Genomic DNA, 14630 nt, shown 5'->3' on the forward strand with positions numbered 1-14630 from the left:
GAGCGGGCGGCAGTAGAACCGAACGGGTAAGCCCGTTACAGCGATTTGAGTGGTGTGCCTCTTGGCGCATAAGCGGGGTGGTACCGCGGCCGTGAGGTCGTCCTCGTGCAGATTATTCGCACCCACGTACCACTGGAGCCTCATGTCGTATCCCCGCCACAGCTCAGACGATTCCGTCGCGCCGTCACCGAAGTTTCCGGCGATCGAAGAGCACGTGCTCTCGTACTGGAAGGCCGACGGCACTTTTCAGGCATCCATTGATCAGCGTGAAGGCGCGGATGAGTGGGTCTTCTATGACGGTCCTCCCTTTGCTAATGGCCTCCCGCATTACGGTCACTTGCTGACCGGCTACGCCAAAGACCTCTTTCCGCGCTATCAAACGATGCGCGGCAAGCAAGTGCACCGCCGCTTCGGCTGGGACACCCACGGTTTGCCCGCTGAACTCGAAGCGATGCGCCAGCTCGGCATCACCGAGAAAGCTCAGATCGAAGAGATGGGCATCGACAAGTTCAATGCTGCAGCGCGCGAATCGGTGCTGAGGTACACCGGCGAGTGGCAGGATTACGTCACTCGCATGGCGCGTTGGGTCGACTTCGACAACGACTACAAGACTCTCGACGTTAACTTCATGGAGAGCGTCATTTGGGCGTTCAAGCAGTTGCACACGAAGGACCTCGCCTACGAAGGTTTCCGAGTTCTGCCGTACTGCTGGAATGACGAGACTCCGCTCTCCAACCACGAACTGCGCATGGATGACGACGTCTACAAGATGCGTCAAGACCAGACCGTCACGGTGACGTTCCCGCTCGACGGGGTGAAGGCCGAAGCGCTCGGCCTCACGGGTGTGAAGGCTCTCGCGTGGACGACGACCCCCTGGACTTTGCCGACCAACCTCGCCCTCGCTGTCGGCCCCGACATTGACTACGCTGTGTTGCCTGCTGGCCCCCTGGGTGCCGGTGATGGCTCAGAAGAAGGTTCGGCGCAGTTCATGCTTGCCGGCGATACCATCGCTGCCCACGCGAAAGAACTCGGCTACGAGACCGCCGAAGAAGCACTCGCTGCGGTTACGCGAACCATCAAGGGTGCCGAACTTGCTGGCGTGCACTACGACCGCCTCTGGGACTTCTACGCGGATGCTGAAACCTACGGCACCGACAATGCGTGGCAGTTCTTGGTTGCCGACTACGTTGCCACCGGTGAAGGTACCGGCATCGTGCACCAGGCTCCCGCCTACGGTGAAGATGACCAAAATGTGTGTGCTGCTGCCGGCATCCCCGTTGTCATCTCGGTTGATGATGGCGGCAAGTTCTTGGCATCGGTGCCGCCCGTTGAGGGACTGCAGGTGTTCGACGCCAACAAGCCACTCACGAAGCTGCTGCGCGAAGAGGGCCGCCTGCTCAAGGTGGCAAGCTACGAGCACTCCTACCCGCACTGCTGGCGCTGCCGTAACCCGCTGATCTACAAGGCCGTTTCGAGCTGGTTCGTCAAGGTTCCGGAGTTCCGCGACCGTATGGGTGAGCTCAATCAGGAGATCAACTGGGTTCCTGAGAACGTCAAAGAGGGCCAGTTCGGCAAGTGGGTGGGCAACGCCCGCGACTGGTCGATCAGCCGCAACCGCTACTGGGGTTCACCCATCCCCATCTGGAAGAGCGACAACCCCGACTTCCCGCGCGTGGATGTCTATGGTTCCCTCGCAGAGATGGAAGCCGATTTCGGTCGTCTGCCCCTCAATCACGAGGGCGAGCCCGACCTGCACCGCCCGTTCATCGACGAGCTGACGCGACCAAACCCCGACGACCCGAGTGGTCAGTCGACGATGCGCCGCATCGAAGACGTGCTCGACGTGTGGTTCGATTCTGGATCGATGCCGTTCGCTCAGGTGCACTACCCGTTCGAAAATCAGGAGTGGTTCGACAGCCATAGCCCGGCCGACTTCATCGTGGAGTACATCGGTCAGACTCGCGGATGGTTCTACACCCTCCACACGCTCTCAACGGCGTTGTTCGATCGCCCGGCATTCTCGAACGTCATCAGCCACGGCATCGTGCTGGGCAGTGACGGACAGAAAATGTCTAAGAGCTTAGGCAATTACCCCAACGTCTCCGAGGTCTTCGAGCGCGATGGAGCCGACGCAATGCGTTGGTTCCTGATGTCGAGCTCGGTCATCCGCGGCGGAAACCTCATGGTCACCGAAGAAGGCATCCGCGATGGCGTTCGCCAGATGCTGCTCCCGTTGTGGAGCACCTATTACTTCTTCACCCTGTACGCCAACGCGGCAGACAACTATGAGGCGAAATGGCGCACCGACTCTACGCACGTTCTTGACCGCTACTTGCTGGCCAAGACTAGAGAGCTGATTGAGGATGTCACGGCCGAACTTGATGCGCTCGACAGCCCCATGGCAGCGGCCAAGCTTCGCGATTTCGCCGACGTTCTCACCAACTGGTACGTGCGTCGTAGTCGTGACCGTTTCTGGAGCGGCGATGACAACGATGCCTTCGATACCCTCTACACGGTTCTTGAGACCGTTGCGCGGGTCGCGGCACCGCTGCTCCCGTTGGTCTCCGAAGAGATGTGGCGCGGCCTCACCAACGGTCGCAGTGTGCACCTCACCGACTGGCCTGATGCGGCAGCGTTCCCTGCCGACCACGATCTAGTTGCGTCGATGGACCGGGTGCGAGAGATCGCGTCGAGCGGGCTCGCTCTGCGCAAGGCTCGTAGCCTGCGCGTTCGCCTTCCCCTGGCATCGCTCACGATTGTGAGCGATGCACCGGATGCGCTGGCAAACTTCAGCGACATCCTGCGCGACGAACTCAACGTCAAGGCTGTGAAGTTCGAGCTTCTCGAAGAGGGCTCACTAGAGAGCTTCGGCATCACCAAGAAGCTGACCGTCAACGCGCGCGCTCTCGGCCCACGCGTCGGCAAGCAAGTTCAACAGGTCATCAAAGAAGCCAAAGCAGGCAACTGGGAGACAACTACCGACGGAGTCTCAGTCGACGGCATGCCGTTAGAACCCGCCGAGTACGAGCTCCAGATGGAAGCCGCTGACGAGGCGAGCGCAATCGCGTTCCTCTCCGATGGTGGATTCGTGATTATTGACACTCAACTCACTCCGGAGCTCTCGGCTGAAGGGCTTGCTCGCGACACCATCCGGGTAATTCAGGATGCTCGCAAGGCTGCTGGCTTCGAGGTGAGCGACCGGATCGCTCTCGTCGTCAGCGCCCTTGATGCTGCTGACCATGAAGCGATCGACTTCCATAGCGCCATGATCGCCTCAGAAACGCTTGCAGCGCAATCCACCGTTCAGAGCTTCGCGAATGAACTTTCAGAGGGCACAATTGAGACCTACCGCACCGAACTGCCGGCAGGAAAATATGCCAACGCGGGCGCGCTGGTGATTGACATCACCAAGATGGGAACGATCAATGTCTGACCGCGACGATGAATTCGACGACACCGAAGAAGCAGATGAGTCTTTCGATGACTCGCTGACTGACGAAGAGCGAGCTGAGCTAGAAAAAGAAGCAGCAAACCCGCTCGCTGACCTCAGCCCTTTCGCTGACGGTTTCGAAGGCACAAACATCGACGAAGATTCTGATTTCGAGTTAGAAGACTCCGAATACGCGCAGGATGCCGCTCTCGTCTTCGACGAGCTGCTTGCTCGTGTGGGGGAGCATGCACCCCAGCCACGGCTCGAGGCAACACGGCGCGCGCTTGAGCTCATCGGAGATCCGCAGCGAACCTATCCGGTAATTCACATCACGGGCACGAACGGTAAAACGTCGACAAGTCGAATCGTCGAGAGCATCCTGCGCGCCTACGGCTTGCGCACCGGCCTCATGACGAGCCCCCACCTTGTGCGCGTGAACGAACGGATCGTGATTGACGGCCGCGCTATCTCTAATCGCGCTCTCGCAGTGAACTGGGCTGATATCCGCCCGTTCCTGTTGATGGTCGACGCCGAGCTGGCTGCCAAGGGAGAAGAATCCCTGACCTACTTCGAAGCACTGACGGTTCTCGCTTTTGCAAGCTTTGCGGATGCTCCGATCGATGTCGCTGTGCTCGAAGTTGGCATGGGCGGCGAATGGGACTCCACGAACGTGGCCGATGGCCAAGTTGCCGTGTTCGGGCCCATTGCTCTCGATCACACTCATCGTTTGGGAACCACGATCTCTGAGATTGCCCGCACCAAGGCAGGCATCATCAAGCCAGCGGCCGTGATCGTTTCGGCGGTACAAACCGCAGACGCCCAAATTGAGCTTGAGCGCGCAGCCGATCTCACCGAATCGAAGCTCGGCTTCGAGGGTGATGCCTTTGAGCTGACGAGTAGTGCCGTCGCTGTCGGTGGCCAACTCATTTCTGTTCGGGGCCTCGCCGGCACATATTCGGATCTGTTCTTACCGCTCTTTGGCGAATTCCAGGGCCATAACGCCGCTTTGGCAATCGCTGCCGTGGAGTCATTCCTCGGTGATGGTAGTCAGGCGCTCGTCGGCGACGTTCTCGCCGAGGGGCTTGCAACAGTGACCTCACCCGGACGATTGCAGGTCATTGGCGCCGAGCCCACGGTGATTGTGGATGCCGCCCACAACCCGCACGGCGCAACAGCACTTGCCGCGGCGCTCAAGGAGTACTTCACCTTTGACGAGATCGCTTTCGTGATCGGCGTGCTCGACGACAAGGACGCCGCCGGCATTGTTGAGGCGCTTGCCCCTGTAGCGAACCGCTTCTACGTCACGTCATCGCAGTCTGATCGGGCCGTTGCGCCAGAGGACTTTGTCGAAATCGTTCGTGAGTTCTCAGAAGAGACCACTGACTTCGACACCTTTGCTGAGGCGATGGAGCTTGCTCGCAACTGGGCCGCGGAAAATGAGCGTCGTGCGGTTGTCGTGACGGGATCGATTTCGCTTGTGGGCGAAGCGCTCGCTATGGCCGAGGTTGAGGGCTGGAAACCATGAGTCGCGCCCCGCGAGCACGAAGGACGCGTTCGGTAACAGAACTGCTCTTGAGCATTGTGCTCATTCTTGATGCCACGCTGATCTTTTTTGTGGCGCTGACGGCGTTTGGGCTTGATGCGCTGCCTCCTGCTGCCGCGTTCATCGGCGGCTTCGTCGCAATTGTTGTGTTCGTCGCCCTCGCGAGAATGCTTCACCGGCCCGCCGCTCTCTGGGTCGGCTGGGCGTTGCAAGTCGGCCTCGTCGCCCTCGGCTTCATCCTGACCCCCATGTTTGTGGTGGGAGCAGGATTCGCGGCAATCTGGACGTACTGCTTTGTCAAGGGCCGCCAGATCGACGCCGCCAAGGCTCACGTTCTTAATTCATCAACCACGACCGCCACCGCTGAGGAGACACAATGAATATTGAAGAGACACTCGTACTGATCAAGCCTGACGGCGTTGCTCGCAACCTGACAGGAGAAATTCTGCGCCGCATCGAGGCCAAGGGTTATCAGCTCGTTGACGTACGCCTCGTTCAGGCCGAAGTAGACCTCCTTTCACAGCACTACGCCGAGCATGAAGGCAAGCCGTTCTACGAGCCGCTGATGGACTTCATGCAGTCGGGCCCGACGGTTGCACTTCGCATTGCGGGAAACCGTGCGATCGAAGGCTTCCGTTCGCTCGCAGGCACCACAGACCCCACCACTGCAGCTCCAGGAACAATCCGCGGAGACCTCGGTCGCGATTGGGGACTCGCGGTTCAGCAGAACCTTGTCCACGGCAGCGACTCTCCTGAGTCTGCAGCTCGCGAACTTGCCCTCTGGTTTTCCTAAACCTCACAGTTCAGCGCCCGCGCGCTAGCGCGAACGGCACAATAATGGCGAGCGTCTGGCTTCGGTCAGACGCTCGCCATTGTCATGTTCCTGATGCGGAATATGCCCTAAAAGTTGAGGTAGCGCAGAACGTCTAGCTGAATCTGCGCGACGATGGCGATGATGATGTACCCGACGAGAGTGATGACCGGCACCCAGCTGTAGGCCGCGGTCGCGGCTTTGCGCAGCGCGCGAGGTGCGGGAATTGCCCCGACCTTGAGATTTCGCAGAGTCACAGCCCAGAACATGGGGATTGTCACCGACCACACGACCATGCACCATGGGCACAGTGTGAATAGATTGAAAATGCTCTGATAAGCGAGCCACAAACACAACGCGAAAGCGCCGGCAATTCCCACGTTGAAGGTCACCCAGAACCAGCTGTTGAAACGCGCACCGCCCACGATCGCGGCTCCGACGACTATGGGAGCCATGAATCCGACAAGTCCGAGGATGGGATTAGGGAAACCGAATATGGCTCCCTGAGCAGAGCCGAGGTTTTTGCCACACTGAAGGATGATGCTGAAGTCACAGCTCAGAACCGCATCAGGGTTTTCTAAGGTGTGAATCTTTTCCACCATGAGTTGGAATGAAGCCCACAGCCCAATGAGGCCTGCGACGATCAAAAATATTGCAAGGGCAATGGGCCTGTTTCGAACCCCGGAGGCAGTCATCCTCGGATTATCGCATGCGCGTCAGGCTCATATTCTGAGAATGCGTGCGATAATGAAGTGTAGTTAGTCCGAGCCGCGCTCGGAGTAACACCAAGAAGGCTTACCGGGCATAGCGACCGGACCAGTTACGCAACGCTTGTTGCGCGAGTCGGATAGCCAGTTCCGAAGTGTCGTGACAGGGCACAACTGCAGCGCGAGCCACGGGCCCGTTGCAGGACCTGAAGAATTAGTAGCGGTTCCTCAGCCATAGGTTTGGCGGGGGAATAGCGCACGAGAGAGCACCCGGTAGGCGGCGCGGTCACCTATTAGGGCAAGGAGTACACCAGCAATGGTGAATGAAAACGATAAGTCGAAAGAAGTTCCGAAGAAGAAGGGTCTTTTTGGCCGCATTCTTCCTGCTTCCCGATCAGCAGCATCCAAATCTGTGGCACAGACGCCGCCGGTAGAGATTCCTGCGGCAGCAGAGCGGCCAGCTGCTGACGCATCGACGGCGGCTCCAGCAGCGGCAACGTCAGCAGAGCCACAGGCACCGCGTGCAGCGCAGGCGCCTCGTGAATCTGCCGTAGCGAAGCGTCCTGCGGCAAAAACCGCAACCGAACATCTCGGTCTCGACGTGCCTGCTTCGGTCACTGAGATCCCGAAGGCTGATGCTTCTGACTCAGCTCACAGCGATGGCGACCAGGCACCGAAATCCACCCAAGCGCGTTCGCGTTCACGCCGAGGTTCCGGGTCGTCGGCAAGCAAGTCACCAGACGCCGCCACGAGTGAGAAGGTGGCCGCACCTAAGAAGTCGGCTGCGCCCAAGAAAACCCCAGTCGTCAAGGCTCCTTCGACGACGTCATTGTTGTTCCAGGCTCCTGAACTTCCTGAGCTGCCGGCACGCGCCTCGCGGTCGCGCAATGACAGCAAGGCGAATGACGATACTCGCAACGACGACGATGGTTCTCAGGACGAAGCGGGCAATGTCCGACGCCGTTCGCGCCGTCGCACAGGTGAAGACGCTCGCCCCGGCGACGAATCGCCCAACACTGTTGTTCGTGTTCGCCAGCCGCGCAAGCAGCCAGAACCCAGCAACGAGCCGACTCGCGTCAAGGGATCCACTCGACTCGAGGCTAAAAAGCAGCGCCGCCGTGATGGCCGCGATGCTGGTCGCCGGCGTCCCGTTGTCACCGAAAGCGAGTTCCTCGCGCGTCGCGAAAGTGTCGACCGCGTCATGGTGGTCCGCTCGAAGTTTGACCGCATCCAGATTGCTGTTCTCGAAGACGGAGTTCTCGTTGAGCACTACGTGGCCAAAGCACAGGACGCGAGCCTTATCGGCAACGTGTACCTCGGTCGCGTTCAAAACGTTCTGCCCAGCATGGAAGCAGCATTCGTCGACATCGGGCGTGGCCGTAACGCCGTTCTCTATTCTGGTGAAGTCGACTGGGATGCCGCAGCCGAGAATTCGGCCGACGGCAAGCCGCAGGCTCGTCGCATTGAGCTCGCGCTCAAGCCAGGCGACCGCGTGCTCGTTCAGGTCACTAAAGACCCAGTTGGCCACAAGGGTGCCCGACTGACGAGTCAGGTTTCCCTTCCGGGGCGCTACCTCGTGTACGTGCCCAATGGTTCGATGAGCGGAATCAGCCGCAAGCTGCCTGACACGGAGCGTTCACGGCTCAAGAAGATCCTCAAGGGTGTTCTGCCAGAGAACGTTGGTGTCATTGTTCGCACGGCTGCCGAGGGTGCTACTGAAGAGCAACTAACCCTCGATGTGAGCCGATTGACTAGCCAGTGGGCTGACATCAGCGCACAGGTTGACAACGTGCAAGCCCAGGGGCCAGCGCTGCTTCACTCTGAACCTGACTTGCTGATCAAGATCATTCGTGACGTCTTCAATGAAGACTTCCACAAGCTCGTTATCGAAGGTAGCGACGCTCGTAAGACGATCGAGGGCTACGTGCGTTCGGTCGCGCCCGATCTGCTTGACCGACTGCAAGAGCACGACAGCACGGTCGATTCCTTCGAGGAGTACCGCGTTTCAGAGCAGATCGAGAAAGCACTGGACCGCAAGGTTTGGCTGCCCTCGGGTGGCTCGCTCGTTATCGACCGCACCGAAGCGATGACGGTTGTTGATGTCAACACCGGCAAGTTCGTTGGTTCTGGCGGAAACCTTGAAGAGACCGTCACCAAGAACAACGTCGAAGCTGCGGAAGAAATCGTCCGTCAGCTTCGCCTGCGCGACATCGGTGGCATCATCGTTATCGACTTCATCGACATGGTGCTCGAGTCGAACCGCGACCTCGTGTTGCGTCGACTTGTCGAGTGCTTGAGTCGTGACCGCACGAAGCACCAGGTCGCAGAAGTTACCTCCCTCGGTCTTGTGCAGATGACTCGCAAGAAGCTGGGCCTCGGTTTGCTTGAGACCTTCAGTGAGAACTGTGACGTGTGTGCTGGACGTGGAGTGGTTGTTCACCACGATCCCGTCACCAAGCACCGCCAGCAGCCGACTCAGAACGAGCAGGCTGGCGGCGGACGCCGCGGTCGTAACCGCGGCGGAAACGGTAACAATGGTGGCGGCAACTCTGGCGGAAATAACTCCGGCTCGGCAAACAATGGTGGAACGCAGAACCAGCAGTCACACGGTGCGCCCAAGTCGACTGGCGCTGCCTCAGGCAACAGCAACAGCAACAGCAACGGCAACAGCGGTAGCAATGGCACACATGCAATCACCGAAGACGTTCGCAATGCTCTTGCTCGCGTAGCGGCCAGCACCGTGATTCCCACCGCTGAGCACGTCTCCGATGTGTCGACGGCGAAGGACTCGTCGAACGCGCCAGACACGGCTTCATCACAGAAGTCGGATGCCCCGAAGGCCGAGAAGAAGACTCAGAAGTCGCCAGCGCAGAAGTCGGCATCTCAGAAACCGGAAACTCAGAAGTCGGCACCTCAGAAGACGGCAACTCACAAGCCATCAACTCAGACCAGCGATGTCGTTGAGGCCGCTGCTGAAGCTGCCGTGGCGTTCCTCGACTTGCCTGCGACGAAGAATTCCTCGCCGAAGCTCAGCACCCACGATGCCGAGCAGATTCTTGGATCTGTGTTGGAAGCTCTTCCCGAGCCTAAGCAACCGGGTCAGGGACGGTCGCGTGGCTCGCGTCGTGCCAGCAGCCAAGGCAAGATTGTGAACCCGACTACGGGTGACGACCAGTAATTCTGAGCGCTCTCGGCTCTTTGGGAGCCGAGACTTTATAGGGTTAGCGTGTGAGTTTAACTAATCAAACGAGTGTCGATGATCATCATCAGCATGATCATCGACCTCGGCCTCGCCATTCGCGCCGTCGTTGGCTATGGCTAGCGATTGGCACCCTCGGAGTTGTCGGACTTCTTAGCGTTCGAGCGTTCACCGGACAGCTAGGGGCTCTAGGAGTTCCTGGCCTTGGTCAGGACCTCCTGACTCTGGCGACGAGCGTGATTATCGAGTCGCTGCCATTTGTGGTGCTCGGAATCGTGCTTTCGATCGTGGTTCAGGCTTGGCTGCCTGACAATTTCTTGATGCGTTACCTGCCGCACCGGCCAGTCTTGAGGCGTGCGGCAATCTCTCTCTTTGGCATTGCGTTGCCCGTCTGCGAGTGCGGAAACGTGCCGCTAGCAAGAGGACTCATCCTCAAAGGCTTCTCGGTACCCGAAGCCATGACATTTCTCCTAGCGGCGCCGATCATCAACCCCATCACGATCATCACCACCTATCAGGCATTCGGCTTCGATGATGGAATCCTCGTCGGCCGAATTCTCGGCGGCCTTGCTATCGCAAATATTGTCGGGTGGCTTTTTAGCGTGCACCCGCAGCCGCCAGCGATGCTCACGGAACGCTTCGCGGCTCAGTGCTCTACTGCTTTACATGGTCACCGTCAGTCGCGGTCTGACAAGAGCCTCGACATTTTCATGCGCGAGTCGAGCGTGCTCATGCCCGCCGTTTTTATTGGCTCTCTCATTGCCGGGGCAATTCAGGTAGCTGTTCCTCGCGACGTTCTAGTTTCGCTCGGCAGCAATCCGCTGTGGTCAATCTTGGCCATGATGTTGTTGGCCTTTGTGATCTCGGTTTGTTCCAGCGTCGACGCATTCTTTATTCTGCCGTTCGCGAGCACGTTCATGCCCGGCTCGATAGTGACCTTCTTGGTCTTCGGCCCGATCATCGATATCAAGATGCTTGCCATCATGCGCACGACATTCACCGCTAAAACTCTCGTCCAGCTCTCGCTCGTCGTTGCTCTCATGAGTGCGTTTATCGGATTGGTGATCAACTATGTGGCCTAGTCTTCAACGCTGGTGGGGCGTCATCCTCATCCTGATAGCGGTCTGCGCCACTATCTGGCTTGCGGCGACCCAACAACTCGTTCTCTACATCCACCCTCGTTACGTCGTCTTTACCGTCGTGATGGCCGCGATCGCGCTCGTGCTTGGCGTGCTCAGTCTCGCCGCCCGCCCCGTGAATACGGACGAGCCAGCACCTCGACGCGGTTGGTCTCGTGTTGTCGGGGGATTAGCACTGCTCCTTTCCGGTGCGGTCGCTATCTCGCTGGTCATCGTGCCGCCGGCGACTCTGTCGAGCGCTACGGCTAGCCAGCGTGACATCGTGGGCTCAACGGTGGGCAGCGACAGCCAAAACGTGGATGAGGTGGCAAACGCAGATGACGAGCTGATTGCGAGTTTCACTGTCGTCGATTGGTCTTCGCTGCTGCGTCAGACCAGTGACCCGAGTTTCTATGCGAATAAGACAGCGGATGTCGTTGGCTTCATCACTGCCAGCGATGATGATCCAGCCAACATCTTTTATCTGTCGCGCTTCACGGTCACGTGCTGTGCTGTCGATGCGCAGCCCACGGGCGTTGCCGTGTATGCGCCGCAGTGGGCAAACGACTTCGAGGTTGATGAATGGATCGAAATTACCGGTACTTTTGAGATCAATCCGAGTTCGCGCAGCGATCTGCCACTCGTGCTTGTTCCGGAGACTATGACTGCAGTGGAGCGGCCGAGTGAGCCATATCTCTATTAGCCCGCGCCCTCCGGAAAGTCGGCACAGCGCGCAGTCTTTCCGGCGCACGTTTGGGTGGAGCGTTGCCGTGCTGCTCGTGCTGTGCGGAGTTTTTCTGGCTTTGGGCTATCTCCAGGGGCCCAAGTTGTCGAACGCGCAGCTCGATACAGATGCGGTGGTGTCATCCTCGGGTCAAACGTTGCGTCTCTTTGCGAATCAAATCATCGCTCCCGTTGACTCCGCTGCGGTCACTGTCGAGCCGGCGGCGGCCGCGACGGTGTCGAGCGATGGCGACCTGGTGTCGGTTCAGTTCGCAGAGGCACTGGACTACGGCACCGAGTACACGGTGTCGGTCGAGGGTGTCGTGAGTCCCTCTGGCGGGCCGGAGTCGACGCTGAAATATTCGTTCACCACGGGGCAACCGCAGCTCTACTACCTTGACCGAGGCGTGCCGAACGATGAGATTCTTCAGACGGAGTTCAATTCGCAGGAGCGCACGGTGTTGTTCGCAGGCGAGGGCATCCAAGAGTTTGTCCCGGTTGGTGATGTGCTTGCGGTGACGACGGCGGCCGCCGATCGCACAGGAACTCTCACGCTGGTGAACCCTGACACTGCGGTAAGCGAACGGGTGTTGCTTCCCGAAATCGGGGAAGTTGCGGATCTGGATGCGACGCGCTCCAGTTCCCTCTTAGGGTTCACGATCTCGAGCCCTGACCCTGGGCCTATTCCCACAATCTCGCACACGCTGTACACGATCGATGTTGCTCGGGGGCGAGACGTCGTTGCGGTCACCGGCTTGGATGGCGACCCGATGCGAGTCCTGGGCTGGCAGTTTGTGCCAGGGACCTCCACGATTGTGGCGCTCACTACGGACAGCACTCTCGTGCGCATCGATACGGCGTCGGGCTTGGTTGTGCCGCTCGGCGGGTATTTTGAGTTCGATCGTGTCTCGGCGGACGGTTCGACGGTGGTGGTGAGCGATACGCGCGGCATCGCTTCGGTAACGCTGTCTGACGGGGCCGAGCTGCGCTTGAACCCGTCGCCGATCAGTGGCGAGCAACCGTTCTTGGGGCAAAGCGATGCGGATGCCGCCGGCAATCTTGTCGCAAAGATGGTGCTGGTCAGCGAGAGCGGCGGTTCCTTCAGCAGCGTGCTTGCATTCGACGATGGCGAGCAATCGCGCATCCTGTATCAAACGGTGGGCGACAAGGGGGCGATCTTGGACTTCCAGGTTTCCCCGAACAACCAGTTTGTGGCGGTCGAGGTGCAGCCAAACGTGTCGAGTTTCGATGCTGATGAGTACGTGATGAATCCGCGTCCGCAGAGCGTGACAACGTATTTCGTGGAGATCGCGACGGGAGCGGTGACACGAAGTGTTGAGGGCTTTGGTCTCGTGTGGCGTTAGGTTCATCGTATGACAGCGATTTCTGATCTTGACGTGCTGGTGGCTTCGATGGAACCACAGCTCAACGATGGCGTCTTTGTGTTCGCGACGGTTGGCTCGCTCGCGGAGGTTGATCTCACGTCGATTATGGCGCTCGTGCAGGAGCCTGAGGGGATCTCCGTTGTGATGACGGAGGCGGATGCTCTGCGACAGGGCATCGCGCATGAGTTCCGTTCCTCGTGGATCACCCTCACGGTGACGTCTGCTCTCGAAGCTGTAGGGCTGACGGCCGCCTTCGCGCGAGCGCTTGGGGACGTTCAGATCAGCTGCAACGTCATCGCTGGTCATCACCATGACCACATTTTCGTGCCGACAGAATCGACGGATGCCGCTCTCGCGGCGCTACGCGGACTGCAACGCGCCGCGGGCTAGTTGGCACGCTCCACGCTCCGAGCGCGGAATTTTCACGCGGTTGGGCGGTCGCGCTGGGCGATGCGAAGCCCACTAGCTTCGAGCCGACGCACAAACTCGCGCACTCCGACTGGCTCTGCTCCGAGAGCGACTAGTTGTTCCCACATGCGGGCGGGTACGTCGTAATGGTCGAGGTCGAAGCCGCGCAGCGGGATGCCAGCAGTCTGCGCAAACTCGTGTAATTCTTCGAGTGATGTGTCACTCACGATGTGGGCCCAGACGGTGTCGTGGGCGGGCCAAATCGCTTGATCGATCAACACAGTCATGATCTGAGCCTAATTGAGGGCAGATTGTAACGTTGAGCTTTTGACCGAGCATGGGTCGGCGGCGTACTATTGTTGTCGCTGCACTTGAACTGTGATTGTGATCGTTGAGATTGCGATCAATCTCCGGTGTGCACGTTCTCATTTTCACCGAGTCGTCTCCAACGATTGACTCAGGGAAAAGCGGCAAGGGCGTGTCGTTTGACCGGGAGTGCCCACGTCGAGTATCGTTGATCCTTGGCGTGTGCAGGGCTTTGCCCGCAGAATTCGCCACAATCTTCAGTAGTTCTAGCTATTAATCGTTAAGTAAGGGTCAAAAGTGGTTTACGCAGTTGTGCGCGCCGGTGGGCGGCAGGAGAAGGTAGAGGTCGGCACGATTGTCGTTCTCGACCGCATCGCAGCCGACAAGAACGGCAATGTTGAGCTCGCTCCAGTTCTGTTCGTCGACGGCGACAAGATCACTCACGACGCTTCGGCGCTTGAGAAGATCAAGGTCGTTGCCGAGGTTCTGAACGATGAGCGCGGTCCTAAGATCGTCATCCAGAAGTTCAAGAACAAGACCGGTTACAAGGTTCGCCAGGGTCACCGTCAAGAACTGACCCGCATCAAGATCACCAGCATCAAGTAACTGCTGACGGACGTAAAGGACTTACAGACAGATGGCACACAAAAAGGGCGCAAGCTCCACACGTAACGGTCGTGACTCCAACGCGCAGCGCCTCGGCGTAAAGCGCTTCGGCGGCCAAGAAGTTCTCGCCGGTGAAATCATCGTTCGCCAGCGCGGCACCCACTTCCACCCCGGCGTCAACGTCGGCCGTGGAGGAGACGACACTCTGTTCGCTCTCTCAGCGGGTGCAGTGCAGTTCGGCGCAAAGGGCGGCCGCAAGGTCGTCAACATCGTCACCGTTTAGTTTCCACGTTGCCTGCTCGCAGGCGAACGTTACAGCGAAGAGCGAGCTTCGGCTCGCTCTCGCCATTTAACACAGCATCATTCAGCATCATTCAGCACGAAAACAGCAGTA

The 14630-nt window shown here is 59.0% G+C and carries 13 protein-coding genes; 11 read left to right on the top strand and 2 right to left on the bottom strand.

The window, feature by feature from the left end; genetic code table 11:
- Positions 1 to 142 precede the first annotated feature (142 nt).
- From ileS to ndk, 4 genes are read left to right on the top strand one after another with little or no spacing between them, the layout of a single operon-like run.
- Positions 143 to 3433 (top strand): isoleucine--tRNA ligase, encoded by a 3291-nt coding sequence (ileS, locus tag FFT87_RS07960; RefSeq protein ID WP_219948230.1) that lies wholly within the window; start codon positions 143 to 145, stop codon positions 3431 to 3433.
- Entirely contained in the window at positions 3426 to 4955 is a 1530-nt protein-coding gene (locus FFT87_RS07965; RefSeq protein ID WP_219948231.1) for a folylpolyglutamate synthase/dihydrofolate synthase family protein, read from the top strand. Before ileS ends, FFT87_RS07965 begins: the two co-directional genes overlap by 8 nt.
- Positions 4952 to 5353, top strand: a complete 402-nt coding sequence (locus FFT87_RS07970; RefSeq protein WP_219948232.1) for a DUF4233 domain-containing protein — start codon at positions 4952 to 4954, stop codon at positions 5351 to 5353. The genes FFT87_RS07965 and FFT87_RS07970 overlap by 4 nt, the downstream gene beginning before the upstream one ends.
- On the top strand, positions 5350 to 5766 hold the full coding sequence (gene ndk / locus FFT87_RS07975; protein ID WP_219948233.1) for a nucleoside-diphosphate kinase: 417 nt from the start codon (positions 5350 to 5352) through the stop codon (positions 5764 to 5766). Before FFT87_RS07970 ends, ndk begins: the two co-directional genes overlap by 4 nt.
- A 107-nt stretch (positions 5767 to 5873) precedes the next feature.
- Here the strand turns inward: ndk and FFT87_RS07980 are convergent, their stop codons facing one another.
- The gene (locus tag FFT87_RS07980) at positions 5874 to 6479 is read right to left on the bottom strand and encodes a vitamin K epoxide reductase family protein (RefSeq protein ID WP_219948234.1); all 606 of its coding nucleotides are present in this window, start codon (positions 6477 to 6479) and stop codon (positions 5874 to 5876) included.
- A gap of 328 nt (positions 6480 to 6807) precedes the next feature.
- On the opposite strand from FFT87_RS07980, the gene FFT87_RS07985 reads away from it, so the two are divergent.
- From FFT87_RS07985 to FFT87_RS08005, 5 genes are read left to right on the top strand one after another with little or no spacing between them, the layout of a single operon-like run.
- The gene (locus FFT87_RS07985) at positions 6808 to 9669 is read left to right on the top strand and encodes an Rne/Rng family ribonuclease (RefSeq protein ID WP_219948235.1); all 2862 of its coding nucleotides are present in this window, start codon (positions 6808 to 6810) and stop codon (positions 9667 to 9669) included.
- Between the two features lie 50 nt (positions 9670 to 9719).
- Complete coding sequence (locus tag FFT87_RS07990) at positions 9720 to 10772, top strand: permease (RefSeq protein WP_255558952.1); 1053 nt, start codon at positions 9720 to 9722, stop codon at positions 10770 to 10772.
- A complete protein-coding gene (locus tag FFT87_RS07995) occupies positions 10762 to 11511 on the top strand; it encodes a TIGR03943 family protein (protein WP_219948236.1) in 750 nt (249 codons plus the stop codon). Before FFT87_RS07990 ends, FFT87_RS07995 begins: the two co-directional genes overlap by 11 nt.
- Complete coding sequence (locus tag FFT87_RS08000) at positions 11492 to 12895, top strand: hypothetical protein (RefSeq protein WP_255558953.1); 1404 nt, start codon at positions 11492 to 11494, stop codon at positions 12893 to 12895. Before FFT87_RS07995 ends, FFT87_RS08000 begins: the two co-directional genes overlap by 20 nt.
- A 9-nt stretch (positions 12896 to 12904) precedes the next feature.
- Positions 12905 to 13306 carry an ACT domain-containing protein gene (locus FFT87_RS08005; RefSeq protein ID WP_219948237.1) on the top strand — a complete coding sequence of 134 codons (402 nt, stop codon included), beginning with the start codon at positions 12905 to 12907 and terminating at the stop codon, positions 13304 to 13306.
- A gap of 32 nt (positions 13307 to 13338) precedes the next feature.
- On the opposite strand, the gene FFT87_RS08010 is transcribed toward FFT87_RS08005, so the two are convergent.
- Positions 13339 to 13611: a DUF4031 domain-containing protein gene (locus tag FFT87_RS08010; protein WP_219948238.1), complete on the bottom strand. Its 273-nt coding sequence runs from the start codon at positions 13609 to 13611 to the stop codon at positions 13339 to 13341.
- Between the two features lie 316 nt (positions 13612 to 13927).
- Between FFT87_RS08010 and rplU the strand changes: the two genes are divergently transcribed.
- Both rplU and rpmA read left to right on the top strand, forming a co-directional pair.
- Positions 13928 to 14236 (top strand): 50S ribosomal protein L21, encoded by a 309-nt coding sequence (gene rplU, locus FFT87_RS08015; protein ID WP_010202995.1) that lies wholly within the window; start codon positions 13928 to 13930, stop codon positions 14234 to 14236.
- Positions 14237 to 14267: 31 nt separating this feature from the next.
- Complete coding sequence (gene rpmA / locus FFT87_RS08020; RefSeq protein WP_219948239.1) at positions 14268 to 14519, top strand: 50S ribosomal protein L27; 252 nt, start codon at positions 14268 to 14270, stop codon at positions 14517 to 14519.
- Positions 14520 to 14630: the final 111 nt, after the last annotated feature.

The sequence above is a fragment of the Salinibacterium sp. M195 genome, assembly GCF_019443965.1.
Classification (GTDB): Bacteria; Actinomycetota; Actinomycetes; order Actinomycetales; family Microbacteriaceae; genus Rhodoglobus.

Bases quoted from the DNA above. Each gene is read 5' to 3' on its own strand.
- ileS (WP_219948230.1), top strand. From the start codon at position 143: ATGTCGTATCCCCGCCACAGCTCAGACGATTCCGTCGCGCCGTCACCG.
- FFT87_RS07965 (WP_219948231.1), top strand. From the start codon at position 3,426: ATGTCTGACCGCGACGATGAATTCGACGACACCGAAGAAGCAGATGAG.
- FFT87_RS07970 (WP_219948232.1), top strand. From the start codon at position 4,952: ATGAGTCGCGCCCCGCGAGCACGAAGGACGCGTTCGGTAACAGAACTG.
- ndk (WP_219948233.1), top strand. From the start codon at position 5,350: ATGAATATTGAAGAGACACTCGTACTGATCAAGCCTGACGGCGTTGCT.
- FFT87_RS07980 (WP_219948234.1), bottom strand. From the start codon at position 6,479: ATGACTGCCTCCGGGGTTCGAAACAGGCCCATTGCCCTTGCAATATTT.
- FFT87_RS07985 (WP_219948235.1), top strand. From the start codon at position 6,808: ATGGTGAATGAAAACGATAAGTCGAAAGAAGTTCCGAAGAAGAAGGGT.
- FFT87_RS07995 (WP_219948236.1), top strand. From the start codon at position 10,762: ATGTGGCCTAGTCTTCAACGCTGGTGGGGCGTCATCCTCATCCTGATA.
- FFT87_RS08005 (WP_219948237.1), top strand. From the start codon at position 12,905: ATGACAGCGATTTCTGATCTTGACGTGCTGGTGGCTTCGATGGAACCA.
- FFT87_RS08010 (WP_219948238.1), bottom strand. From the start codon at position 13,611: ATGACTGTGTTGATCGATCAAGCGATTTGGCCCGCCCACGACACCGTC.
- rpmA (WP_219948239.1), top strand. From the start codon at position 14,268: ATGGCACACAAAAAGGGCGCAAGCTCCACACGTAACGGTCGTGACTCC.